Genomic DNA, 26,116 nt, shown 5'->3' with positions numbered 1-26,116 from the left:
GGATTTAAATGACCAAAGAACAACAACTTGCAGAACGAATTATTGCTGCAGTAGGTGGTATGGATAATATAGATAGTGTCATGAACTGTATGACACGTGTGCGTATTAAAGTATTAGATGAGAATAAAGTAGATGACCAAGAACTAAGGCATATTGATGGTGTCATGGGTGTTATACACGATGAACGCATTCAAGTTGTGGTTGGACCTGGTACAGTCAATAAAGTGGCTAATCATATGGCGGAATTAAGTGGTGTTAAACTAGGTGACCCAATACCACACCATCACAATGATAGTGAAAAAATGGACTATAAATCATATGCAGCTGATAAAGCAAAGGCGAATAAGGAAGCGCATAAAGCAAAACAAAAGAATGGTAAGTTGAATAAAGTATTGAAATCAATTGCCAATATCTTTATACCGTTGATTCCTGCATTTATTGGAGCTGGATTAATTGGTGGTATTGCAGCAGTACTGAGTAACTTAATGGTGGCAGGCTATATTTCAGGTGCTTGGATTACGCAACTTATAACAGTATTTAATGTCATTAAAGACGGTATGTTAGCATACTTAGCTATTTTCACTGGTATTAATGCGGCTAAAGAATTTGGTGCGACACCAGGACTTGGTGGCGTGATTGGTGGTACAACGTTATTAACGGGTATTGCTGGTAAAAATATTTTAATGAATGTCTTCACTGGAGAACCATTGCAACCTGGACAAGGTGGGATTATTGGCGTTATTTTTGCCGTTTGGATTTTAAGTATTGTCGAAAAGAGATTACATAAAATTGTGCCAAATGCGATTGATATTATTGTAACGCCGACTATTGCATTGTTGATTGTAGGACTATTAACTATCTTTATCTTTATGCCATTAGCAGGTTTTGTTTCAGACAGTTTAGTTTCAGTAGTTAACGGAATTATTAGTATTGGTGGCGTATTTAGTGGATTTATCATTGGTGCAAGCTTCCTACCGTTAGTTATGTTAGGGCTTCATCATATTTTTACGCCAATTCATATAGAAATGATTAACCAATCAGGTGCTACTTACTTATTGCCAATTGCAGCGATGGCTGGTGCTGGACAAGTAGGTGCCGCATTAGCACTTTGGGTAAGATGTAAACGCAACACAACATTACGTAATACTTTAAAAGGTGCATTGCCAGTTGGTTTCCTAGGTATCGGAGAACCATTAATCTATGGTGTGACTTTGCCATTAGGTCGACCTTTCTTAACTGCTTGTATTGGTGGTGGTATTGGTGGCGCTGTAATAGGTGGAATTGGACATATTGGTGCCAAAGCAATAGGCCCAAGTGGTGTGTCACTATTACCATTAATCTCAGATAATATGTATTTAGGTTATATTGCAGGATTACTTGCTGCGTATGCTGGTGGATTCGTTTGTACATATTTATTTGGAACGACAAAGGCGATGCGACAGACAGATTTGTTGGGTGATTAATGATGACAAATATTTTATATCGCATTGATAAGCAGTTGAGTGATTTTACGAAGACAGAAAAGATAATCGCTGATTACATTTTAAAGAATCCACATAAAATCATTGATATGACTGTGAATGATTTGGCAGATGTTACGAATGTTAGTACAGCATCAATTGTTAGATTTAGTCGGAAAATGACACATCAAGGTTTTCAAGAGCTAAAGATTGCGATATCTCGATACTTACCCGAAGATATTGCAACCAATCCACATTTAGAATTGATTGAAAATGAATCTGTAGAAACTTTGAAAAATAAAATGATTGCTAGAGCAACGAATACGATGCGATTTGTAGCTACTAATATTATGGATGCGCAAATTGATGCAATTTGTGATGTGTTGAAAAATGCCAGGACAATATTTTTATTTGGATTTGGCGCATCGAGTTTGACTATTGGTGATCTTTTTCAAAAGTTATCTCGTATTGGCTTAAATGTCAGGTTATTACATGAAACGCATTTACTTGTGTCAACATTTGCGACGCATGATGATAGAGATTGCATGATTTTTGTGACGAATCAAGGTAGTCATAGTGAATTGCAGTCAATTGCACAGGTGGCCACACATTACAGTATTCCCATCATAACTATATCTAGTACAGCTAATAATCCAGTGGCTCAAATTGCAGACTATGCATTGATTTATGGCAGAACTGATGAAAATGAAATGCGTATGGCGGCTACAACGTCACTATTTGCACAGTTATTCACGGTAGATATATTGTACTATCGATTTGTAGCATTAAATTATCATGCGATTCTAGATTGTATAACCCAATCGAAAATGGCACTTGATAATTACAGGAAGCATCTTGCGACGATAGATTTTAAACATTAGATATTGTGTGCGTTCTAACATAAAGTTAGTTGCAACGTAAACAATTGAAGTTTTTGATGTGATTCAGTTGCTTGATGAAAAATTGTTGCTACAAGTTTGTAAAACTGGCATAGAGGCTATTTTGAAAATGATAAAGGCGTGACAAATTAAAGCAAAGTTCAGATTTGAGCTTTGCTTTTTTCATAGATGGAAATTAAATGCTGAAGAATAATTTTAATGCTAAATGAACTAATACGAAGGTGCTAAAAGCAATTATTATCAAATTAGTGATATGAATGAAATGTTTAAATCGTTTGCGTTGATTGTATTCGGGACTTTTATAGAGTAGGTAGTAGTACATAAAGAGTATGGCTGCGAACATGCCGAATATTGAAGTGAAGTTACCTACAGTGACTGCCATGTAATGATTTAAAGTTAAATAGTAACTTAGACTAATAATAAAAAATAAAATGATTTGATAGGTAATTAACACCATTCAAGTCCCTCCATTAATCGTAGACAAAAAATTTATCAATGATTTGATTATTTGTATTCAAATTTTAGTATACGACTTACCTCAAAGACAAATATTAAAAGATAAGACAATAAAATTAGAATAAATTTACGTTTGAAGATAAAAAACAAACATTTTTCATTAAAGTTTATGATATATTTAGAGCAATAGAAAGTGTATGGAAGGGGATATGAATGGCATACCAAAGTGAATACGCATTAGAAAATGAAATGATGAATCAACTTGAACAATTGGGTTACGAAAGAGTAACGATACGTGATAATAAGCAATTGCTTGATAATTTTAGAACGATTTTAAATGAGCGTCATGCGGACAAATTAGAAGGCAATCCCTTAACAGATAAAGAATTTCAACGTCTGTTAACGATGATTGATGGAAAAAGTATTTTCGAGAGTGCCCGTATTTTACGTGATAAATTACCACTTAGACGTGATGATGAGTCTGAGATTTATTTGTCGTTTTTAGATACGAAAAGTTGGTGTAAAAATAAGTTTCAAGTGACGAATCAAGTATCTGTCGAGGATACATATAAAGCACGTTATGATGTAACGATATTAATCAACGGACTACCCCTTGTCCAAGTTGAATTGAAACGTCGAGGTATTGATATTAATGAGGCGTTTAACCAAGTAAAACGTTACCGCAAACAAAATTACACAGGCTTATTCCGCTACATACAAATGTTTATCATTAGTAATGGTGTTGAAACGCGATACTTTTCTAATAATGATAGCGAACTATTGAAGAGTCACATGTTTTATTGGAGTGATAAACAGAATAACCGTATCAATACATTGCAATCGTTTGCTGAGTCATTTATGAGACCTTGTCAATTAGCTAAGATGATATCGCGCTATATGATTATTAATGAAACAGATAGAATACTGATGGCAATGCGTCCGTATCAAGTGTATGCGGTAGAAGCACTTATTCAACAAGCGACTGAGACAGGGAATAATGGATATGTATGGCATACAACTGGAAGTGGTAAGACGTTGACTTCTTTTAAAGCGAGTCAGATTTTATCACAGCAAGATGACATTAAGAAAGTTATCTTTTTGGTTGACCGTAAAGACTTGGATAGTCAAACAGAAGAGGAATTTAATAAATTTGCTAAGGGTGCTGTAGACAAAACTTTTAATACCTCGCAACTGGTACGCCAACTAAATGATAAAAGTTTGCCACTTATTGTAACGACGATTCAAAAAATGGCTAAAGCGATTCAAGGGAATGCCCATTTATTAGAACAGTATAAAACGAATAAAGTTGTATTTATTATTGATGAGTGTCATCGCAGTCAATTTGGTGACATGCATCGTCTAGTTAAACAACATTTCAAAAATGCCCAATACTTTGGATTCACTGGTACGCCACGTTTTCCAGAAAATAGTAGTCAAGATGGTAGAACAACTGCAGATATTTTCGGTAGATGCTTACATACGTATTTAATTAGAGATGCCATTCATGATGGTAATGTACTTGGTTTCTCAGTTGACTATATTAATACTTTTAAAAATAAAGCTTTAAAAGCAGAAGATAACAGCATGGTTGAAGCAATTGATACGGAAGAAGTATGGTTAGCGGATAAACGTGTGGAATTAGTAACACGACATATCATCAATAATCATGATAAATATACACGTAATCGTCAATATTCAAGTATATTTACAGTCCAAAGTATTCACGCGCTTATTAAATATTATGAGACATTTAAGCGACTTAACAAAAAGTTGGAACAACCGTTAACGATAGCTGGTATATTTACGTTTAAACCTAATGAAGATGATCGTGATGGTGAAGTGCCATATCATTCACGTGAAAAATTAGAGATAATGATTAGTGATTATAATAAAAAGTTCGAGACGAATTTTTCAACAGACACAACTAATGAGTATTTTAATCATATTTCAAAAAACGTTAAAAAGGGCGTTAAAGATAGTAAAATTGATATCTTAATCGTTGTTAATATGTTCTTAACTGGTTTTGATAGTAAAGTACTGAACACTTTATATGTTGATAAGAATTTAATGTATCATGATTTAATTCAAGCGTATTCACGTACAAATAGGGTTGAAAAAGAATCAAAGCCATTTGGTAAAATTGTAAACTATCGTGACTTGAAAAAAGAGACAGACGATGCACTGAGAGTATTCTCACAAACAAATGATACGGATACAATTTTAATGCGCAGTTATGAAGAGTATAAAAAAGAATTTATGGACGCTTATCGTGAGCTTAAAATGATTGTGCCGACACCACACATGGTTGATGACATTCAAGATGAAGAAGAGCTAAAGCGCTTTGTTGAAGCTTATCGTTTATTAGCTAAAATAATATTACGTTTAAAAGCATTTGACGAGTTTGAGTTTACAATTGATGAAATTGGAATGGATGAACAAGAGAATGAAGACTATAAAAGTAAATATTTAGCTGTGTACGATCAAGTAAAAAGAGCGACGGCTGAGAAAAATAAAGTATCCATTTTAAATGATATTGATTTCGAAATAGAAATGATGCGTAATGATACGATTAATGTGAATTATATTATGAATATATTGAGACAAATTGATCTTGAAGACAAAGCGGAACAACGTCGTAACCAAGAACAAATTAGACGCATTTTAGATCATGCAGATGATCCGACATTGAGGTTAAAACGAGATCTAATTAGAGAATTCATCGACAATGTTGTACCTTCTTTAAATAAGGATGATGATATCGATCAAGAATATGTTAATTTCGAAAGTATTAAAAAAGAAGCGGAGTTCAAAGGATTTGCTGGAGAGAGATCTATCGATGAACAAGCCCTAAAAACAATTTCAAATGACTACCAGTATAGTGGTGTTGTAAACCCACATCACCTTAAAAAAATGATTGGTGATTTGCCATTGAAAGAAAAGCGTAAAGCAAGAAAAGCCATTGAATCTTTCGTGGCAGAAACAACTGAAAAATACGGTGTGTAATGATTCAGCCCCCTCGCTAGATTAGTGTAGGGGGCATTATTATTTCATTAGAAAAGGCTCATTTGTTAAATTCATCTTATCAAGAATATAACGAATGTTCCTTGTTTTAAACTTATTAATTAATAGAGACATTTTATCTGAAAATATCACTGAATGCTAATACTAATCAAAGAAAAAGTGATAATTAAAATAAGATATATAATACCCCAAATAGTGGATGCTCGTATAGAAAGTTTCGACGTACCAATTAGCATGACTGTAAGTATGTATGCTTGTACAAAAAATTGTAAGTCGAAAGTACCCAGAATGCGATTTCCTTTAGCAAAAATATTTAAACTAGTAATAGAATAGTCAATTAATGATAAACCGGCACTTATTTGGATGGTAAGTATAATTAAACTAATAGCATTTGTAAACAGTATGTAGCTTAACGTTGCAGAGAATATAGATTTTGTATTAGCATCTGAGCGCATAATTCTAGAGATAACTAGAATGATTAAAAATGTAAATAATACGCTGAAAACTCTTGAGAAAAAAATACTAATTTGACTAAAAATTTTTATTTGTGCTAATGATGTCTCTGAGAGTCCTGCTTCACTCAATAACTTTTTATAGTCCACTAACAAATGTATATGTAACAATTATTATCAAAGTCAGAAACAGCTTAATGATTAACTTTGGTTGAATGCGGATATTTGCAAAGTGATTAAACAAAGGTAGTTTTGATAATGACATATAGACCTCCTAATGATATAATTCTCCTATATTTTATCATAAAAATAATATAAAAAATATATTTTATTAAAACTAAGTATAAAAAATGGTTTGAAGAGTATTTAACATTTATAGGAGGACATAAATTGAGGCGTAAAAGGAAATGGCTAATTGTTATTTGTGTATTATTAGTATTGATTACGATATCACAAATTTTGAAACATTTTAACTATGGAACTGAGAGTAAAGAAGCATACAATACATATACGGTTGAAAAAGAAAGACAATTAGATTTACAAGGTAAGGCATATCCACGTGAAGTTAAAACATATTATAAAAATAATCAGGTTGGAACATATTTGGGTGTGCAAGTAGCGGACGGGCAAACAGTCAAAAAAGGAGACATGTTAATTAATTATAAAATAAATAGTAATAAACGACAGCAACTTGTTGATAAGATAAATGATACTCAACATATTATTACAGAAGTTTATTTAAACATTACTAAAGGTTTAAACAATCGAGAGATACAGAAGAAGTTAATTGAATATAAGCAGACATTATATGAAGCTCAACAGCAATTGTATCAGTATGATAGTCAAAATAGGGATAGTATGTATGCATCATTTGATGGCAAGATTATGATCAAGAATATAGATAATGACAGTGATAATCAACCTATACTGTATCTCATTTCAAAGGAGTCTCATATTAAAACGTCTGTTACGGAGTTTGATTTAAACAAAGTCAAAAAAGGAGACAAAGTTAACTTAAGTATTACGAGTACGGGTAAAACAGGAGCGGGGATTATAAAACAAATCTCTGAGTTGCCTATTAGTTATGAAGAGAATTTAAGTCTTCACGAAAATGATGCCCTGCATTTACCAGAAAGTAACAACGATGGGGAATTAGCAAATTCAAAATCGATTTCGGCATCTCCAATATTTAAGAGTAATAACAACTCTGAATTATCAAAGTATGGAGTTATAATTGATGATCTTAGTCTACCAATACGTGCAGGTTATTCGTTGGAAATTAAAGTCCCATTAAATGCGATTAAAATACCTAAATCAGTATTAACAAAAGGCAATAATGTTTTTATTGTTAATAAAAATAGTATTGTGGAAAAACGGAATATTCGTATAAAAAGAATCAATGGTGACATTATTGTAGAAAAGGGGTTAAAACCTGGAGACAAGTTAATTAAACAACCTAAAAGTACAATGAATGATGGTGATAAGGTTGAGATTTCGTCATGATAGAATTAAAGAATGTTTATAGGACTTTTAAAAACGGTGATAAAAATATTCGAGTTTTAAAAGACATTAATATACATATCAATGCAGGTGAATTCATAGCGATTATGGGACCATCAGGCTCAGGGAAGAGCACACTGATTAATATCTTAGGATTTATAGATCGAGAGTATCATGGTGAATATTTGTTTGAAGGAAGTAATTATCAGACACAATCTGATAATCAATTGGCAAACATAAGAAATAAAACAGTTGGATTTGTTTTTCAAAATTTTAAACTAATTCATAATAATACTATTTTAGAAAATATAAGTATGCCACTGGTATATACAAATATGAATACGATAGAACGAAAGAATAAAGTTATGACTGTGCTCAGTGCTGTAGGCCTAGATGGCAAAGGTGATTTTACTCCTAGTAAACTATCAGGCGGTCAACAACAACGTGTTGCAATTGCGCGAGCCATTATAAATAATCCAAAGTTTATTATTGCAGATGAGCCAACGGGTGCTTTGGATTCAGATACATCTAAAATTATTATGGACATATTTACATCATTAAACCGAGATAATCATACTACAATTATTTTAGTCACACATGATCGTAAAGTAGCAGAAAAAGCTGATCGAATAATTCATATTTTGGATGGTCGTATACAACATGAAGAGGTGATTAAATGAGGAAAGTTTTCAATATTTTTACAATAGCTTTTAAATCAATATTGAAAAATAAAGGTAGAAATATATTTACAATGATAGGTATAATCATCGGTATTTCTTCTGTTATTACGATAATGTCTTTGGGAAATGGCTTTAAAAAAACTGCTGCTGATCAATTTTCAGATGCTGGCGCCGGAAAACAAGAAGCGTTGATTAGCTTTACTTTTAAAGTTGATGAGAAAATCAAAAAGTATCCTTTTAATCAAAGAGATATAGAGTTGGTAAATCAAGTTGATGGCGTACTAGATGCGAAGCTAAAGGAAAATAAAGAAGAAGGAATTGAAGCCACAATAACTAATGTCCAGAAAAAAAGTGACATCTTCATTATAAAAAAACAAAATTTACACTCTTTTAAAGTAGGTAGAGGGTTTGATAAAGAGGATAATGAATTACGTAAGAAAATAGTGGTTATAAATGATCAAGTAGCAAAAACTGTATTCAATAATAATGCTATTGGTAAATCGCTATATATTGAGGGACAGGGATTTGAAGTCATAGGAATTACGGATAAACTATATTCTGACTCATCTACCGTTATAATGCCTGAAAATACATTCAACTACTATATGGGACACTTACATCAAGGTCTGCCTACCTTACAGATAATTATTGAAGATGGTTACAATAAAAAAACTGTAGTTAAAAAAGTAGAATCACTATTAAATAAAAAAGGATCGGGCTCTGTTTTAGGTGAGTATACATATACAGACACTGAAGAAATTATCAAAAGTATTGATAAAATTTTTGATAGTATTACTTATTTTGTAGCAGCTGTTGCCGGTATTTCACTTTTTATTGCTGGTATTGGAGTTATGAATGTCATGTATATATCTGTAGCTGAAAGAACAGAAGAAATTGCGATACGACGTGCATTTGGTGCAAAAAGTCGAGATATTGAACTACAATTTTTAATAGAGAGCATTTTAATATGTGTGACAAGTGGTTTTATTGGACTTATTTTAGGTGTTGTGTTTGCAACAATAATTGATGTATTAACACCAGATTATATTAAAAGTGTAGTAAGTTTGAGTTCTGTCATAATTGCGGTTAGTGTGTCGATATTAATTGGACTTCTTTTTGGATGGATACCAGCTCGCGCAGCATCTAAGAAAGAGCTCTTAGATATTATAAAATAGTAAATTTAAAATGGTAAAAGTACTGAAGACTAATTATCATATTAAACTGACTATCAACACCAACGATGGAAATGCGTATTAGAATAAAAGTAAGATATATATTGCAAAATGCAAATTATATATTGAATTTACTCAAAAAATAACATATTACTTTTAAAATATAAAAAAATATTATATAATATTTTTGAGAAGGAGGTGGAAGGCCTATGCTAAAATTACATAAAAAAATAGCTTGGACAGGAATCAAAGGTTCAGCTATAACTACATTTATTACTGCCTTATATAATGGAAGTAGTGTTTGGAACGCGCTAGCTGTTGCTGGTATTGCTTTTGGTGGTGGCGCTGGTACTGCGGTTGCAGCTCTTGGTCGTGCAACAGTAATGAGATTTATCAAACGTTGGGGCGTACGAAAAACAGCTGCTTGGTAAAAGATAATCTAATTCTTTATAAGAGAGGCTTTCTTTTTTGGGAAAGCCTCTTTTTAAAAAAGGAGATTCAATGAATAATTCAATATTTTATACCTATTTAAAATTTAATCTTAGATATTTTATCCGTAGAAAATTTGAAATTGTAAAAAGGTCGCGACTTAATGTTACTACAAAAATACTGTTTTTAATTAAATTGATTTTTTCGTCACTATTATTATTTATTTCAACTATTATGTTAGCTGACTATTTCAGTGATTATATTGATTTTATAGAATATTATTTCTATGCGAGTATGTTTATTTACATTGTATTTATACCATTAATACCTAGAACTAAATTATTGATCAATCCAATGGATAAACAGCTGTTATATAGATCTAGTTTGAGAGAAGTTGACATTTTTAACTTGATATATGCTTCAGACGTTTTAAAAAAGTTTGTTGGATATTTTAATTTGTTGATAGTTGGTATGGCTATTAGTTTATATCATATTAGTCCTTTTATATTTAACCTCAAGGTTTTTTGTGCACTAATATACTTTTCAACAATCTCTTATGTAATTCAAATTATTTTTATAAATATTAAAGTCATAAGCACAAAAAAATTATTTTCTTATCACTATTGTGTTTTTAATTTTATGATGGGAAGCATTGTTTCTGTTATTGGATTTGTCGTCTCATTTCTTTTAGTAAATTTATTAATAAAACCCTTTTTAGTTTTTTCGACATATGTAATAAAAAGTAAGAAAACTTTTGAATGGTATAGTTATTTTCAGGATATAAAGAACGAAGTCATTATTATTAATGAAAAAGTTATGCAATTATTAGATTATATATCACCTCACACTATTTTTATGAGATTAAACTTTGTGAATATATCATTTGTGATTATTACAATAGCTTTATTTATAGCGTTATATTATTTTAATAAAATAGGGTTTTGGTATAGAAAAGAAGATATCTATCTATCTTCAACAAATATTAATTTTTCGTTGCCAATTTCAATAAAAGCTATAACAACAATACAGCTAAAACACTGGATAAGTAACAAAGAAGAAGTTAATTTACATAAACCTTTCTTCTATATTAGTTATTCAATATGGTTCTTTTTAGGGTGTTTAATCTATTTTTCACAGATGGCATATAATCAGTTAGCTAATGCAGTTATTTTTATTTTGATATTAAACACTATAACTCGTGATAGTTTTTCTGCGGGGACGGATTTTTTTACTAAATCATTACGTTTTGATTCAGATAGAAAAAGTATCGGTTTGTATAGGATGTCAAACACTGATTTTAAACAAATTTACGATTCTAAATTATCTCTAATTCGCTTTATTGGTTTTAAAGAAACAATACTTGCTATTATTTTATTAGCAATATTTTTAAATCAAGACATATATTTATATATAATTGGATTTGAAATAATAATCATCAATACAGTAATAATTCCTAATTTATCATTATTACCTTCGTATTTATCTCCACATTTCAATCATCAACATTACAGTGAATTAGAGTCTTTTGAAGAACAAATTTTTCTTGAAGATACTGTTTTTGATAAAGTTAAGAATTTTTTATCGTCATCATATTTTTTAATTCTATTTGTAGGTTACTTATCTCAACGTAATTATATTGACATAATGATTTTTATAATTATTTTCAACATTTTAGCCTTAATACTTGTTTCGTTGTTTATTAGGTTTTCTAAACAAAAAATAACAAAGTCTTGGAGAAAGAGGGATTTATATTTATAGTATTAAATACAAACAAATTTTTATTTTTAATATATTGGTGTTAATAATAGGTGGATTATTGGGATGCTTGGTTTATTACTTATTAAATATTGATTTAGGTAAAATGATAGTTGCTCAAGATTTAAATTTACAAGAGATTTTCTTTCATAATTTAATTTATTTCTTCTCTGCAATATTTGGTTTTCTGACACTTGGTCTGTTAAATATAGGTATGTTACTCATAAATTCTGGGATGTTAGGCTTTTTTATAGCACATGGAATCTATAGCAATCAATTAAAATCTATTCTATTAGTATTAGCGCCACACGCTATATTTGAGATTTTAGCACTTTTAATTGCTTCAACATTCTCATTAGGTTTTTTATCATACCTTTATCAAAGAATGGTAAAGAAAAATAAAATAAAAAATAAAATGTTCCATAATTTTGTAACAACAATAATAACTGTTATTGTATTAACAATAATCGCATCATTATTAGAAGTTTATGTAACCATAAATTAAGGAAGTGTATCATGCTAGTTTTAAATAATCTTCAAAAAAAATTTACTAATTCAAAAATGGTTTTGAATAATGTGAATGCTAAGTTTAGAAGTGGGAGCATCAATTGCATAGTGGGAGTAAATGGGGCAGGTAAAACGACTTTGTTAAATATTATTAGTAGTATATTGATGCCAACAAAAGGTGATGTATATTTAAATAGTGAAAGTATTTTTGAAAATAGCACACTAAAAAAAGAGATTTTTTACACACCAGTAAATCCCTTTTTTTATGAAAATTTAAGTGCTAAAGATAATTTGTACTTAATATGTAGCCTATATAATCGGAAAATAGATCAAATAACTATTGAGAAAACTATTAAAGATGTAGGTTTGAATATAGAAGATCTAAATATACCTGTATATAATTTTTCAAGTGGTATGAAGCAAAAACTAAATTTTGCTTCTATGTTATTAGTAGATTCAAATGTTTTATTATTAGATGAACCATTTAATGCCCTTGACCATGTTGCTCAAAAAAATTTCACACGAATTTTAAAGGGATTAGTTTCTAAAGAAAAGATAATAATTTTCACTAGTCATTTGCCTAATACAATTTTAGAACTCTCAGAAAATATTTATTTGTTAAAAGATGGATGTTTTACAGATAAACGAAAAGCACAGTCATTTAATCAAACCACGTTAGAAACATGGTTGTTAGAAAGTCAAAAAGAGGTGATACCTTATGAAGAAAAATGATTTGTTAGTAATGAGTGTAGTATATATTTTAACTTCAGTCATAATGTTCTACATTAATGGATTAAGTAAACAATTTTTTACATATGTAGTTGGTTTCCCAATTATTTATTTTGGTTATATATGTCTAGTTAATCTTATAAAAAAAAGAAGTCGGAATAATTAAAAGTGAAAAATAATTTGAAAATAGCTAGAGTTTCACTATCTATGACTCAAAAGGAGCTAGCAAATAAAGTTGGAGTAACTAGACAAACAATATCTCTTATAGAAAAGGGTGTACATAACCCCTCTCTATCACTATGTAAAAATATTTGTTCGGTGTTGAATAAAAATTTGGATGAGATATTTGGAGAGAAACCACAATAAAAGAGCTTATTGAAAGATAATCTAAAAGTCGACAATATATTTCTTCTCAGAAACTGCTATTATTTTGAAAAGAAAACACACTTATTATAAATTTAAAATACCGAAATATAGCATTATTAAATCAAAAATAGAATTAAAAAAGAAAATTAATCGAGAAAAGTATTAAATGTCATTTATTTGAATGTGTTAATTATGAAAGAAAAAGAGTAAGTGATGTTAAATATACATTGACTAAGCTAAGTTGACACACTCAAAAATCTGAATATTCTAATAAAATATAAATAATCCCCCGCACTTCACATAGTGGCGGGGGATTTATTCTGGCGTTAAAATGCCCAAAGTATGGGGGTGACTCTTAAATCATGGCAAAGCACCTAAAACTTGATATGGTGCCGAGCCCTAACTTAGCACAATATAGTTAGTATGACAAAGTCATCTAACATAACACATCAGAGATTGCCTGATTTATTCCAGACCATACAGTGATACAGTTGCACAACGCATGACTTTTATTTAGCAATAACTGCTACTTCTGAAATAAGTTGCTTTGCATAGTCTGATTGCGGATGTTTGATAATATCTTCTGTGTTATTCAGTTCAACGATTTCGCCATTTTTCATAACTGCTACGCGATCACATATTTCATTGATAACACCCATGTCATGTGTGATGAATAAATAAGTGATGCCGAAGTCTAACTGTAATTGTTTTAATAACTCGATGATATCTTTTTGAATTGAAACGTCTAAAGCGGACACTGCCTCGTCGCAAACAATCACTTTAGGTTCTACAGCAAGTGCTCTCGCGATACTTACACGCTGACGTTGCCCACCAGATAATTCGTGTGGATAGCGATATAAGAAACTTTGATCTAGGCCAACTTTTTCTAACAACGATACGACAGTTTTAATAATGTCATCATTATCTTTGACTTTTCCATGAATGATTAGTGGTCGTTTAATCACATCAATGACTTTAAATCTTGGGTTAATAGATGCGAATGGATCTTGAAAAATCATTTGTATCTCTTGTCGTAAAGATTTCAATTCATCATCTTTAAATAAACTTAATGGTAATTCATTATACCAAATAAAGCCTTCTGACACTTCCTTTAGACCGACGACCGTCTTAGCTAATGTCGATTTCCCTGACCCTGACTCACCAACAATGCCTAATGTTTCGCCTTTTCTAATAGCCAAGTTAATAGCATTAACTGCTCGGTATAGGCTACCACTCGGTGATGTGTAATCCACGCTCACGCGATTGAATTTTAATAAAATATCATTGTTTAACAATCTTGGCGGACGCGTTTGATGAATATCAGGAATTGCATCTATTAAGCGTTTCGTATAGGTATGTTGTGGCGATTTAAAAATACTTTCAACCGTGCCACTTTCAACGACACTTCCATCTTTCATTACAATCACATCGTCGCAAAATTGATACACAGCGCCTAAATCGTGAGTGATAAAAATAATAGACGTTTCGGTGTACTCATAAAGGGACTTCATTAACTGCAGTAATTGATTTTGTGTACTGGCATCTAATGCCGTTGTTGGTTCATCTGCGATTAAAATTTGTGGCTTTAAAATCAATGCCATTGCTATCATGACACGTTGACGCATACCACCAGAAAGTTCATGTGGATAAGCATCAAATTGTCGAGTTGCATGTTTTATACCTACTTTTTCTAAAATGTCTATTGTCATCGACTTTGCTTCAGATTTAGATACACGTTTATGTTGAAATAGTACTTCTGTAATTTGTTTGCCGATCGTTAATCTTGGATTTAACGAAGAGAGTGGATCTTGAAAAATCATTGAAATATCCTTACCTCGAATTTGTTGTAACGCTGAAGTTGATAAATTAGTTAACGATTGCCCATTAAAAATAATTTCTCCTGTTAATGTGTGATCTGGATAATCTGGTAGTAGCCCTAAAATAGATTTAGCAGTAATACTTTTTCCTGATCCTGATTCACCAACAATACCTAGGATATGTTTTTTTCGTAATTCGAAAGAGACGTTTTTTACCGCTTGAACTGTAGTTTCATCATAATTGAATTGTACATTCAGACTGTTGACTTCTAATAAATTTGACATGATGTTGTGCCTCCCTATTCACAAATGTGTAAATTTATTCTATACTTTTGTATATCATAGTAATCTACTCAAGATTATTTTACAAGGAGTGATTATCATAATTACTTATTTAGAATCTTTTAAGTCGTTGTATCACAAGGCATTTTACAAGTTTGTATTATCGGTATTAAGCTTGCCAATATTTTTATATGCAGTGATAAAGTTTTTCTTTTCTGCTAAGAGAAAAAATTTTTACGCTAATAATTCTGAAATTTCAGAATTTGAACAGGCGTTACATCAAAAATATAAATATTTATCGCAGCAAAAGTCATCCACACAAATACATAAAGAAGCATTAAAAATATTCAAGGCACAAAGTTCTAATACGAGTTCAAAGAATATTGAACAAGCACATTTTTCAACATACTTTGAAAATGTATTATTTCATAAGTTCATCATGATCAAAGTGATATTGGCCTTGCCGATGTTCATCTTATTGACTTTTTATTTACAGCCATTAGTAAGATATATTTTTGAGCGAATTGTCATGGCTGTGATTGTCATCATTGGTGTTATTGTCAGTGTGTTTACCATTCTGTATTTTTCACCGCTTGATGCGGCTTATAGCATACTGGGACAAAATGCAACAAAGGCACAGATACATCAATTCAATGTATTACATCATCTTAACGAACCTTATTTTATTCAATTGTGGGATACCATCAAGGGTGTTTTTACCTTTGACTTAGGTACGACTTACAAAGGGAATGATGTTGTGACTAAAGCAGTTGGCGAAAGAATTCCAATTACAATAATTGTCGCAGTATTAGCGCTAATTGTGGCATTAATTATTGCGATACCAATTGGTATTATCAGTGCGATGAAGCGAAATAGTTGGCTTGATATCACGTTAATGATAATTGCATTAATTGGTTTATCTATTCCAAGTTTCTGGCAAGGGCTATTATTCATTTTAGCGTTCTCATTGAAATTGGATATTTTGCCACCATCTTATATGCCAGAACATCCAATATCATTGATTTTACCTGTACTTGTCATTGGGACAAGTATTGCTGCTTCTATCACGCGTATGACAAGGTCTTCTGTACTTGAAGTAATGCGCAGCGATTATGTTTTAACTGCTTATGCAAAAGGATTATCGACGACACAAGTAGTTATTAAACATATTTTGAAAAATGCCATTATTCCAATTGTAACGCTAGTTGGTCTTCTAGTGGCAGAATTACTAGGCGGTTCAGCAGTGACGGAACAAGTATTTAACATTAATGGTATCGGTCGTTATATCGTCCAAAAACAACTAATACCTGATATTCCAGCAGTCATGGGTGGGGTCGTATATATATCAATTGTAATATCTTTAGCAAACTTAATTATTGATATATTTTATGCTTTAATCGATCCAAAATTACGTAGTGAAATTAACGAAAGGAAGTGAGGCATATGGTAAAACTTACAACAAAGATAGCTTCCTTAAAACTATTCGCAAGTTATGCTATTGCAACTTATATTTTAGTTATATTAACGAGTGCATTAAATCTTTTTAAAGGTTATGTGGCCGATACGTTCTATATTGCAGAAACATTGCTAATCGTTTTAACCATCATTTTAATTATCATCTTAACAACGGAACAAACATGGAAGCATCATGACCTATGGCGACGTATCGTCGAAGTGTTGTTATTGTTGATGACATTAACAGGCAACGTATTTACATTATTAATGTTTGTAAGTATTAGACGTTACCAACGTACATCGCAAATACATAGTTATAACGGGTGGGAATCGTTTATACGAAAAACTACTAGACATCGTATTGCGATTATCGGGTTACTTATTTTAGTCTACATGCTGACATTATCAGTTGTGTCACAATTTACATTTGATACGACATTGGCTACTAAAAATCAGTTCAATGCACTGTTACATGGACCGAGTCTAGCCTATCCGTTTGGTACTGATGATTTCGGTAGAGACTTATTTACACGCGTAGTTGTCGGAACGAAGCTGACATTTTCAATTTCAATTATTTCAGTAGTTATTGCAGTTATTTTTGGTGTGTTACTAGGCACTATCGCAGGTTATTTTAATCATATTGATAATTTAATAATGCGAATTTTAGATGTAGTGTTTGCAATTCCATCATTATTGTTAGCGGTGGCAATTATTGCATCATTTGGAGCAAGTATTCCAAATTTAATTATTGCTTTAAGTATCGGTAATATACCATCATTTGCACGGACAATGCGTGCCAGTGTTTTAGAAATTAAACGCATGGAATATGTAGATGCAGCACGTATCACTGGTGAAAACACTTGGAATATCATATGGCGTTATATTTTACCGAATGCGATTGCGCCTATGATTGTACGTTTTTCATTAAATATAGGTGTGGTTGTATTAACAACAAGTAGTTTAAGTTTCCTAGGACTTGGTGTTGCACCTGATGTAGCTGAATGGGGCAACATTTTACGTACCGGTAGTAACTACTTGGAAACGCACAGTAATTTAGCTATTGTACCTGGTATTTGTATTATGTTCGTCGTTTTAGCATTTAATTTTATAGGTGATGCAGTGCGTGATGCACTAGATCCAAGAATTCATTAAAAAGGTAGGGATAGATGTGAAGAAAATCATTAGTATCGCAATTATAGTTTTAGCGTTGGTATTAAGTGGTTGTGGTGTCCCTACGAAATCAGAAGTGGCTCAAAAGTCATCGAAAGTTGAAGTGAAAGGCGAGCGACCAACAATACATTTCCTAGGACAAGCAAGTTATGAAAATGATATGAATATCGTTAAAGATCAATTGGAAAATGCAGGATTTAACGTGAAGATGAATATCCAACCAGATTATGGTAGCTATCGTACACAACGTCAAGCCGGCAATTATGATATCCAAATTGATGACTGGATGACAGTGTTTGGTGACCCGAACTATGCTATGACGGCATTATTTAGTTCTACAGGATCAAATAGTTTATTGAAAGATAAACATGTAGACCAGTTGTTAAATAAAGCTTCTACTCAAAATGAAGCAGATGTTAAACAAACATATAAGCAAATTGAAGATGAAGTTGTATTTGATAAAGGGTATATGGCGCCTTTATATGGATCAAAAAAGAATTTAGTATATGACAATAAAGTGTTAGATAAAAATAGTGTTGGATTGCCAAATTCACGTGCATTAATATGGCAACAATTTGATTACAACAATAGTAGAGAACGAGATACGCGGCCACTTGTGATGACACAACAAGATGGTGAAATTCCTACATTGGATCCAATACGTTCAATTGCGCCGTCAGTATATTCAATTAATATGAATATGTACACAAGGTTATTATTATTAGATGAAAATGATCATTTAACAACGAAAGGTTCGTTAAGTCATGATTATGCTGTGAATAAGGACAATAAAGCGTTTTATTTCTTGTTAAGAGATGATGATTATTTTGCGAAAGTGGTCAATGGACAAGCACGTAATACTGGAGAGCGTGTATCGGCTGAAGATGTTAAGTTTTCTTTAGATAGAGCACGTGATAAAAAGTCTGTGCCTAACAATAATACTTACAATATGCACAAACATATAAATGACATCAAGATATTAAAAGATGAGGACATCGATCAGTTGCGTAAAGAGAAAGACAAGGATGATAAATCAATCTATGATAAGTTGATTAAAGCTTATAACGTCAAATCGTTAACGACAGATGGTCAAAAAGTAAATAATAAAGACGGTATTTATCAAATTGTTAAAATTACGACAGATCAATCGATGCCTCGAGAGGTAAATTACTTAACACACTCTTCGGCAGGCATTTTATCTAAAAAATTTGTTAATCAAGTAAATCAAGAATATCCAAAAGGATATGGGGATAGCAGTACAATTCCTGCAAATTCAGATGGGAAAAATGCGCTGTATGCAAGTGGCGCATACATTATGACACAGAAAAATGCATATCAAGCAACGTTTCAACGTAATCCAGGATTCAACGAAACAGAAAAAGGTAGTTATGGACCAGCTAAAATTAAAAATATTACATTGAAGTTTAATGGTGATCCGAATAATGCATTGTCAGAACTTAGAAATCATTCAATTGATATGTTGGCAGATGTGAATCAAAAACATTTTGATTTAATTAAGTCGGATAAAAATTTAAGCATTATTCGCAAAAATGGACGCAAGTCAGTCTTTTTAATGCTAAATATTAAAAAAGGTATATTTAAGACGCATCCAAACTTGAGACAAGCAGTAGTTAATGCGATAGATCAGGATCAATTTATTAAGTTTTATCGTGGCGATAAATTTAAAATTGCATCACCGATTACACCACTTGTCGATACTGGTAACGAGCAACGTCAAGATTTAGAAAAAGTAGAAAAAGCCATTAATCAATAATGTTTTAAATATTTAACAGAAAGTAGGAGGATATAGTATGGTCATTAACTTAAATGACAAACAGACAAAAACATCTAAAGAAGGGTTAATTTCCGTATCACATCCTCTTGCGGCTAAAATTGGTAAGGATGTATTAGATCAAGGTGGCAACGCCATGGATGCAGTGATTGCAATTCAACTGGCATTGAATGTGGTAGAACCATTTGCATCAGGTATTGGTGGTGGCGGGTATTTGCTATATTATGAGCAAAGTACTGGCAGTATAACTGCGTTTGATGCGCGTGAGACAGCCCCTGCACATGTAGATAAACAATTTTATCTAGATGATTCAGGCGAATATAAATCATTTTTTGATATGACTACACATGGTAAAACTGTCGCTGTGCCAGCAATTCCAAAGCTGTTTGATTATATTCACAAGCGTTATGCTAAGTTGTCATTGGAAGATTTAATTAATCCTGCAATTGAACTAGCTATTGAAGGTCATGCAGCCAATTGGGCTACTGAAAAATATTCGCGCCAGCAACACGCACGATTGACAAAGTATCATGAAACGGCACAAGTATTTACGCATGAAAATCAATATTGGAGTGAAGGTGATTGGATTGTACAACCCGAATTAGGTAAGACATTTCAAATATTAAGAGAACAAGGGTTTAATGCATTTTATAAAGGTGACATTGCGAAACAATTAGTCAATGTTGTCAAAGCATGTGGTGGGACAATCGCTTTAGAGGATCTAGCCAATTATGACATTCAGATTAAAGCGCCAATCAGTGCGACATTTAAAGACTATGACATTTATTCAATGGGTCCATCTAGTTCCGGTGGTATCACGGTAATTCAAATATTGAAGTTATTAGAACACATCGATTTACCATCTATGGGTCCAAGATCTGTCGATTACTTGCATCATTTGATACAAGCGATGCATTTAGCATATAGTGATCGTGCGCAATACTTGGCGGATGATAATTTTCATGAGGTGCCTGTACAGTCATTAATTGATGACGATTATTTAAAAGCACGCAGTACGCTCATTGATAGCAATAAAGCAAATATTGATATAGAGCATGGTGTTGTGTCTGATTGCATTAGTCATACAGATATTGAAGAAAATCATACCGAAACAACTCATTTTTGTGTGATTGATAAGGAAGGTAATATTGCTTCATTTACGACATCAATTGGTATGATTTATGGTTCAGGTATCACGATTCCAGGCTACGGTGTGTTATTGAATACGACAATGGATGGCTTTGATGTAGTAGATGGTGGTATTAACGAAATTGCACCATATAAACGACCACTAAGTAACATGGCTCCAACGATTGTGATGTATCACGGGAAGCCGATATTAACAGTAGGTGCACCTGGTGCCATAAGTATCATTGCTAGTGTTGCGCAAACATTAATCAATGTATTAGTGTTTGGCATGGATATTCAGCAGGCTATAGATGAACCTAGAATTTATAGTAGCCATCCTAATCGCATTGAATGGGAGCCTCAATTTTCACAATCTACAATATTAGCATTGATTGCACATGGACATGCAATGGAACATAAACCAGATGCCTATATTGGAGATGTACATGGACTACAGGTTGACTTGAATACACGTGACGCGTCGGGAGGTGCTGATGATACGAGGGAAGGCACAGTGATAGGTGGCGATGTATTATCAATTAGAAAACAACCATTACCTAGTCCGAAAATATACGATAATGACACCCATCGAGTATATTTCAATGATATGCAGTTGCCATTATATGCTGAACAAGTGCGGTGGATGCATGACAAATATTGGGTTGATGAAAGTGTTGTCAGAATCATCTTCTCTGAAGTTAGTGCACATATTGAAGATATAAGAAGTTATGAAATCGCCGGAAAAAATTATATAGATATTGCCTGGTTGGCACGGAAGAAAGGTTATCAAGTTACCTTAAAGGATGACAGTTTATACTTAACTGATGAAACGTATCATTCAGTGAAAGCAAACACAAATGCATACTATAGATATGATCGAGATAGTATCACAAGATAATTTATGTATTTGATATATAGTTTGAAGTGGATTTTGATTTTTGTTGAACGAAAGGGTTCGATTTCAAACTTTAGAGTGATGCTTGAGTGTAGTAATGTTGAAGTTGTTATAAGAAACGCTAGTCGCCTTTGTAAAATATAAAACGCCCCACAAATTCGTTTTTGATGTACACCACAATAGTTAGTCTAAAATCTAACTTGATGTGATTCGGTACAATTAAATGAATGATGTGAGGCGTTTTTATAATGTGAGATTTTAATAAATGATTTGGTTATTTCTATAATTACATCATAAGTATTAATGTTCACTTAATTTATTATAAGTAAGGCTTTCTTTGTATATAATTTGGTCTTTTCCAGGACTTGAAAAATAAAAATAAAGTTTCTGATCTTGATGATTATTGCCTTTTAAATCACTCATTCCCTTTAATTCCACCTTTGTTGATGCATTTCTGGGAATATTATATCTACGTTTTAATTGTTTAACGTTTGGATTATCATTCGACAACTTACCAGATAAATTATAATAATCAGTGGTAGGATCATGTGTGACTTTCAAATCATTGCTATTTAAAATGCTTGTTAAATCACCACTTTGAATCAAAAATTGATTGTTTTCGATTTTTTGTTTCAGCGCGGGATCTTTTACGTCTTTTGTGAAAACGATTTTATTATTAACTACTTTTACTGGATAACTTTTGTATGTCGAGTCAGTAGCATTTTTTCTATCGTTTGTAGTTGTGTCATATTCACCAGTTATTTTATGTGTGTTCTTATCTACCTTTAACAACATACGGTCTTCTTTTAAAAGCTCATCTGATCCAACAACTGAATAAGAGGATTCTATATACCATGTGTCTTGATCATTATTTTCATAATGGGGATTATCGTGACCATCAATTTCATAAAGCGTTTCTAAGTTTTTAATAGGATACGTACTTAGTACTTTTTTAAGACCATCTTTCAAATGAATTTGTTCCCACTTCATTGCCAAAAACATACCGCCACTGACTACAATTGAAATAATAATAATTGCTGCTAAGTTTAACCAGAAAATTTTATGTGCTTTCATACATTCCCACCGTTTCTCAAAATACTTCATTAACACTATAATAATATATTTTGAAAAATATTTACATCAGTATTAAAGTGAATATCAAATTTTAAATTTATGAAAATAATAGATATTTATAAAAAGCGGAAAAGAGATACAATAAAAAACTGCATGACGTTGAGGAGTCACACAGTGTAATTAAAAATTTAAAATGTAGTTGCTAATTTTTCAGCATTATTAATACTAGTTGCTTTAATTTCTTCAGTCTTATGAGGTTCAGCATTGTGTCCTTCAATAATGATTGTTTCATATGATGGCACACCTAAGAATGTCATAATTGTTCTTAAATAACGGTCACCCATTTCAAAATCAGCAGCAGGTCCTTCAGTATAATATCCACCACGTGATTGAATGTGTAATACTTTTTTGTCAGTTAACAAACCTTGAGGTCCTTCAGCAGAATATTTAAAAGTTTTACCTGCAATTGAAATAGCATCAATATATGCTTTAACTACAGGTGGGAAAGAAAGGTTCCACATAGGCGTTACAAATACATATTTATCTGCACTTAAAAATTCTTCTAAAATGTCACTCAATCTTGAAACTTTCATTTGTTCATCATCAGTTAACGTTTCGCCATTACTCATTTTTCCCCAACCAGTTAATACATCTTTGTCAATAACTGGAATATAAGTTTCAAATAAATCAATATGTTTCACTTCATCATCAGGATGTTGTTGTTGATATGTTTCGATAAATGCTTTACCAGCCGCCATAGAATTTGATACCAGTTCATTAAAAGGGTGTGCTGTAATATATAATACTTTTGCCATTTGAAAATTCTCCTCTGTTTCTGTTATTTTCTTGAGTATAATTATTATATTAGATATAAAATTTGATATCAATAAAAATATTCAAATTACCATCATTTTCTTCATCTATATTTGGCAGTACTACTAAAGTATGAGTGCATTTAATTATGAAATAGTTGATTTAGAATATATACTTAATACCCAAAATATATGAAGGATGGATGCCACTATGACAAAGCGACCAAAACGTATTTTGGCAACAATTATCATTTTTCTTTCACTATTATTTATATAGATGACATTCAAAAATGGTTTAACCAATATACCGATAAATTGACACAAAATCATAAAGGACAAGGACACTCAAAATGGGAAGACTTTTTTAGAGGGAGTCGGATTACAGAGACTTTTGGTAAATATCAACATTCACCATTTGATGGTAAGCATTATGGAGTTGATTTTGCATTGCCAAAAGGTACACCAATTAAAGCGCCGACGAATGGTAAAGTAACACGTATCTTTAATAATGAATTAGGCGGCAAGGTATTACAGATTACCGAAGACAATGGAGAATATCACCAGTGGTATCTACACTTAGACAAATATAATGTCAAAGTAGGTGATCGAGTCAAAGCAGGTGATATTATTGCATATTCAGGTAATACAGGTAAACAAACGACAGGCGCACATTTACATTTTCAAAGAATGAAGGGTGGCGTAGGTAATGCATATGCAGAAGATCCTAAACCGTTTATCGATCAGTTACCTGATGGGGAACGTAGCCTATATGATTTGTAGTTATAGAAGAGTGCCCGCAGTCTAAAAAATTAAGCAATCATTGTGTGAGTATGATACTTACATAATGGTTGCTTTTTTCAATGAAAATCGTAATGCTAAGTCATACTTGTTTGATTTAGATATTACTTAAAATGTAAGACAAGGTTGTTAGCATTGGCAGTGAAATATCGCACGTAAAAAATCATTATTGCCACACTAAAAATAGTTGTGCGCTATATCAATTTTCTGTATAAAAGTTTAATTCTGACAGTAATGTAAACGTTTCCAATTTATGATTGACATTAATAATGACTGAATATATGATTTATGTAAGTATTTGTGCAAACGTTTTCACAAAGTGTATTGCACAATCAAACTGTAAACAAAGTATGGGAGGCATAACATGGCAGAACTAAAGTTAGAGCATATTAAAAAGACGTATGATAACAACAATACTGTAGTGAAAGATTTTAATCTACATATTACTGACAAAGAATTCATTGTATTTGTTGGTCCATCGGGATGTGGTAAATCAACAACATTACGAATGGTTGCTGGACTAGAGTCTATCACATCTGGAGATTTTTATATTGATGGGGAACGCATGAACGATGTTGAACCAAAGAATAGAGATATTGCGATGGTATTTCAAAACTATGCATTATATCCACATATGACTGTATTTGAAAATATGGCATTTGGGCTAAAGCTACGTAAAGTAAATAAAAAAGAGATTGAACAAAAAGTCAATGAAGCAGCTGAAATATTAGGATTAACTGAGTATCTTGGTCGTAAACCAAAAGCGTTATCTGGTGGACAGCGTCAACGTGTTGCTTTGGGCAGAGCTATTGTTAGGGATGCGAAAGTCTTTTTAATGGATGAACCATTATCGAATCTTGATGCGAAGCTTCGAGTACAAATGCGCACAGAAATATTGAAATTACATAAGCGACTTAATACTACGACAATTTATGTTACACATGATCAAACTGAAGCATTGACGATGGCTAGTCGAATTGTTGTTTTGAAAGATGGCGACATTATGCAAGTCGGCACACCTAGAGAAATATATGATGCCCCTAATTGCATATTTGTGGCGCAATTTATCGGCTCACCAGCAATGAATATGTTGAATGCTACAGTTGAAATGGACGGATTGAAGGTAGGAACACATCATTTTAAATTACATAATAAAAAATTTGAAAAGTTAAAAGCTGCTGGCTACTTAGACAAGGAAATTATTTTAGGTATTCGAGCTGAAGACATTCATGAAGAACCAATATTTATTCAAACTTCTCCAGAGACACAATTTGAATCTGAAGTAGCTGTATCCGAACTGTTAGGTTCAGAAATCATGGTACATAGTACATTCCAAGGAATAGAATTGATTTCTAAATTAGATTCAAGAACACAAGTGATGGCGAACGACAAGATTACACTAGCATTTGATATGAATAAGTGTCACTTTTTTGATGAAAAAACAGGAAATCGTATCGTCTAAGGGGG

At 32.1% G+C, this 26,116-nt stretch carries 20 protein-coding genes and 3 pseudogenes; 18 read left to right on the top strand and 5 right to left on the bottom strand.

Going from position 1 to position 26,116, the window contains the following annotated elements; genetic code table 11:
* Positions 1-8 precede the first annotated feature (8 nt).
* Both JQN76_RS02595 and rpiRb read left to right on the top strand, forming a co-directional pair.
* Positions 9-1,463, top strand: a complete 1,455-nt coding sequence (locus JQN76_RS02595; protein WP_000159750.1) for a PTS transporter subunit EIIC — start codon at positions 9-11, stop codon at positions 1,461-1,463.
* A 2-nt stretch (positions 1,464-1,465) separates the two neighbouring features.
* Complete coding sequence (rpiRb, locus tag JQN76_RS02590) at positions 1,466-2,341, top strand: pentose phosphate pathway transcriptional regulator RpiRB (protein ID WP_000181832.1); 876 nt, start codon at positions 1,466-1,468, stop codon at positions 2,339-2,341.
* A 193-nt stretch (positions 2,342-2,534) separates the two neighbouring features.
* Here rpiRb and JQN76_RS02585 read toward each other — a convergent pair whose 3' ends face one another.
* Entirely contained in the window at positions 2,535-2,816 is a 282-nt protein-coding gene (locus JQN76_RS02585; protein WP_001550030.1) for a hypothetical protein, read from the bottom strand.
* Between the two features lie 212 nt (positions 2,817-3,028).
* On the opposite strand from JQN76_RS02585, the gene JQN76_RS02580 reads away from it, so the two are divergent.
* Complete coding sequence (locus tag JQN76_RS02580; RefSeq protein ID WP_000331341.1) at positions 3,029-5,818, top strand: type I restriction endonuclease subunit R; 2,790 nt, start codon at positions 3,029-3,031, stop codon at positions 5,816-5,818.
* A gap of 146 nt (positions 5,819-5,964) precedes the next feature.
* On the opposite strand, the pseudogene JQN76_RS02575 reads toward JQN76_RS02580, so the two are convergent.
* Positions 5,965-6,553: pseudogene (locus JQN76_RS02575) on the bottom strand (hypothetical protein).
* A gap of 125 nt (positions 6,554-6,678) precedes the next feature.
* Here JQN76_RS02575 and JQN76_RS02570 point away from each other — a divergent pair.
* The 9 genes and pseudogenes from JQN76_RS02570 to JQN76_RS14150 form a co-directional block, all read left to right on the top strand.
* Positions 6,679-7,791: an efflux RND transporter periplasmic adaptor subunit gene (locus tag JQN76_RS02570; protein WP_001253190.1), complete on the top strand. Its 1,113-nt coding sequence runs from the start codon at positions 6,679-6,681 to the stop codon at positions 7,789-7,791.
* Positions 7,788-8,468: an ABC transporter ATP-binding protein gene (locus tag JQN76_RS02565; protein WP_000571407.1), complete on the top strand. Its 681-nt coding sequence runs from the start codon at positions 7,788-7,790 to the stop codon at positions 8,466-8,468. Before JQN76_RS02570 ends, JQN76_RS02565 begins: the two co-directional genes overlap by 4 nt.
* Positions 8,465-9,643, top strand: coding sequence for an ABC transporter permease (locus tag JQN76_RS02560; RefSeq protein WP_001233237.1), 1,179 nt, complete (start codon positions 8,465-8,467; stop codon positions 9,641-9,643). The genes JQN76_RS02565 and JQN76_RS02560 overlap by 4 nt, the downstream gene beginning before the upstream one ends.
* 206 nt (positions 9,644-9,849) lie before the next feature.
* Positions 9,850-10,071, top strand: coding sequence for a putative cyclic bacteriocin (locus JQN76_RS02555; protein ID WP_000915920.1), 222 nt, complete (start codon positions 9,850-9,852; stop codon positions 10,069-10,071).
* Positions 10,072-10,108: 37 nt separating this feature from the next.
* The gene (locus JQN76_RS02550) at positions 10,109-11,827 is read left to right on the top strand and encodes a hypothetical protein (protein WP_000517850.1); all 1,719 of its coding nucleotides are present in this window, start codon (positions 10,109-10,111) and stop codon (positions 11,825-11,827) included.
* 58 nt (positions 11,828-11,885) lie between these two features.
* The gene (locus JQN76_RS02545; RefSeq protein WP_001557563.1) at positions 11,886-12,329 is read left to right on the top strand and encodes a stage II sporulation protein M; all 444 of its coding nucleotides are present in this window, start codon (positions 11,886-11,888) and stop codon (positions 12,327-12,329) included.
* A gap of 11 nt (positions 12,330-12,340) precedes the next feature.
* The gene (locus JQN76_RS02540) at positions 12,341-13,063 is read left to right on the top strand and encodes an ATP-binding cassette domain-containing protein (RefSeq protein ID WP_000960712.1); all 723 of its coding nucleotides are present in this window, start codon (positions 12,341-12,343) and stop codon (positions 13,061-13,063) included.
* A 165-nt stretch (positions 13,064-13,228) separates the two neighbouring features.
* Positions 13,229-13,426, top strand: coding sequence for a helix-turn-helix transcriptional regulator (locus JQN76_RS02535; RefSeq protein WP_000794565.1), 198 nt, complete (start codon positions 13,229-13,231; stop codon positions 13,424-13,426).
* 173 nt (positions 13,427-13,599) lie between these two features.
* Positions 13,600-13,671 (top strand): annotated as a pseudogene (locus tag JQN76_RS14150) (hypothetical protein); the annotation flags it as partial.
* Positions 13,672-13,935: 264 nt separating this feature from the next.
* Here the strand turns inward: JQN76_RS14150 and JQN76_RS02530 are convergent.
* A complete protein-coding gene (locus JQN76_RS02530; protein WP_000067358.1) occupies positions 13,936-15,528 on the bottom strand; it encodes an ABC transporter ATP-binding protein in 1,593 nt (530 codons plus the stop codon).
* On the opposite strand from JQN76_RS02530, the gene JQN76_RS02525 reads away from it, so the two are divergent.
* From JQN76_RS02525 to ggt, 4 genes are read left to right on the top strand one after another with little or no spacing between them, the layout of a single operon-like run.
* Positions 15,485-16,963, top strand: coding sequence for an ABC transporter permease (locus JQN76_RS02525; protein ID WP_001815521.1), 1,479 nt, complete (start codon positions 15,485-15,487; stop codon positions 16,961-16,963). The two genes, JQN76_RS02530 and JQN76_RS02525, sit on opposite strands and share 44 nt — an antisense overlap.
* Before the next feature lie 5 nt (positions 16,964-16,968).
* The gene (locus tag JQN76_RS02520) at positions 16,969-18,132 is read left to right on the top strand and encodes an ABC transporter permease (RefSeq protein ID WP_000240109.1); all 1,164 of its coding nucleotides are present in this window, start codon (positions 16,969-16,971) and stop codon (positions 18,130-18,132) included.
* 16 nt (positions 18,133-18,148) lie between these two features.
* Positions 18,149-19,924, top strand: a complete 1,776-nt coding sequence (locus tag JQN76_RS02515) for an ABC transporter substrate-binding protein (RefSeq protein ID WP_000720804.1) — start codon at positions 18,149-18,151, stop codon at positions 19,922-19,924.
* Positions 19,925-19,961: 37 nt separating this feature from the next.
* Entirely contained in the window at positions 19,962-21,968 is a 2,007-nt protein-coding gene (gene ggt / locus JQN76_RS02510) for a gamma-glutamyltransferase (protein ID WP_000236406.1), read from the top strand.
* 297 nt (positions 21,969-22,265) lie between these two features.
* Here ggt and JQN76_RS02505 read toward each other — a convergent pair whose 3' ends face one another.
* Both JQN76_RS02505 and JQN76_RS02500 read right to left on the bottom strand, forming a co-directional pair.
* Positions 22,266-23,039 carry a tandem-type lipoprotein gene (locus JQN76_RS02505; RefSeq protein ID WP_000643623.1) on the bottom strand — a complete coding sequence of 258 codons (774 nt, stop codon included), beginning with the start codon at positions 23,037-23,039 and terminating at the stop codon, positions 22,266-22,268.
* Positions 23,040-23,227: 188 nt separating this feature from the next.
* Positions 23,228-23,854: an FMN-dependent NADH-azoreductase gene (locus JQN76_RS02500; RefSeq protein ID WP_001151451.1), complete on the bottom strand. Its 627-nt coding sequence runs from the start codon at positions 23,852-23,854 to the stop codon at positions 23,228-23,230.
* A 208-nt stretch (positions 23,855-24,062) separates the two neighbouring features.
* On the opposite strand from JQN76_RS02500, the pseudogene JQN76_RS02495 reads away from it, so the two are divergent.
* Positions 24,063-24,631: pseudogene (locus tag JQN76_RS02495) on the top strand (M23 family metallopeptidase).
* Positions 24,632-25,013: 382 nt separating this feature from the next.
* The gene (locus JQN76_RS02490; RefSeq protein ID WP_000818913.1) at positions 25,014-26,111 is read left to right on the top strand and encodes an ABC transporter ATP-binding protein; all 1,098 of its coding nucleotides are present in this window, start codon (positions 25,014-25,016) and stop codon (positions 26,109-26,111) included.
* Positions 26,112-26,116 lie beyond the last annotated feature (5 nt).

The sequence above is a fragment of the Staphylococcus sp. SM3655 genome (genome assembly GCF_016917315.1).
GTDB classification, from domain to species: Bacteria; Bacillota; Bacilli; order Staphylococcales; family Staphylococcaceae; genus Staphylococcus; species Staphylococcus aureus.
This window is presented reverse-complemented; position numbering and strand designations above follow the sequence as displayed.

Bases quoted from the DNA above. Each gene is read 5' to 3' on its own strand.
- JQN76_RS02595 (WP_000159750.1), top strand. From the start codon at position 9: ATGACCAAAGAACAACAACTTGCAGAACGAATTATTGCTGCAGTAGGT.
- rpiRb (WP_000181832.1), top strand. From the start codon at position 1,466: ATGACAAATATTTTATATCGCATTGATAAGCAGTTGAGTGATTTTACG.
- JQN76_RS02585 (WP_001550030.1), bottom strand. From the start codon at position 2,816: ATGGTGTTAATTACCTATCAAATCATTTTATTTTTTATTATTAGTCTA.
- JQN76_RS02580 (WP_000331341.1), top strand. From the start codon at position 3,029: ATGGCATACCAAAGTGAATACGCATTAGAAAATGAAATGATGAATCAA.
- JQN76_RS02565 (WP_000571407.1), top strand. From the start codon at position 7,788: ATGATAGAATTAAAGAATGTTTATAGGACTTTTAAAAACGGTGATAAA.
- JQN76_RS02560 (WP_001233237.1), top strand. From the start codon at position 8,465: ATGAGGAAAGTTTTCAATATTTTTACAATAGCTTTTAAATCAATATTG.
- JQN76_RS02555 (WP_000915920.1), top strand. From the start codon at position 9,850: ATGCTAAAATTACATAAAAAAATAGCTTGGACAGGAATCAAAGGTTCA.
- JQN76_RS02540 (WP_000960712.1), top strand. From the start codon at position 12,341: ATGCTAGTTTTAAATAATCTTCAAAAAAAATTTACTAATTCAAAAATG.
- JQN76_RS02530 (WP_000067358.1), bottom strand. From the start codon at position 15,528: ATGTCAAATTTATTAGAAGTCAACAGTCTGAATGTACAATTCAATTAT.
- JQN76_RS02520 (WP_000240109.1), top strand. From the start codon at position 16,969: ATGGTAAAACTTACAACAAAGATAGCTTCCTTAAAACTATTCGCAAGT.
- ggt (WP_000236406.1), top strand. From the start codon at position 19,962: ATGGTCATTAACTTAAATGACAAACAGACAAAAACATCTAAAGAAGGG.
- JQN76_RS02505 (WP_000643623.1), bottom strand. From the start codon at position 23,039: ATGAAAGCACATAAAATTTTCTGGTTAAACTTAGCAGCAATTATTATT.
- JQN76_RS02500 (WP_001151451.1), bottom strand. From the start codon at position 23,854: ATGGCAAAAGTATTATATATTACAGCACACCCTTTTAATGAACTGGTA.
- JQN76_RS02490 (WP_000818913.1), top strand. From the start codon at position 25,014: ATGGCAGAACTAAAGTTAGAGCATATTAAAAAGACGTATGATAACAAC.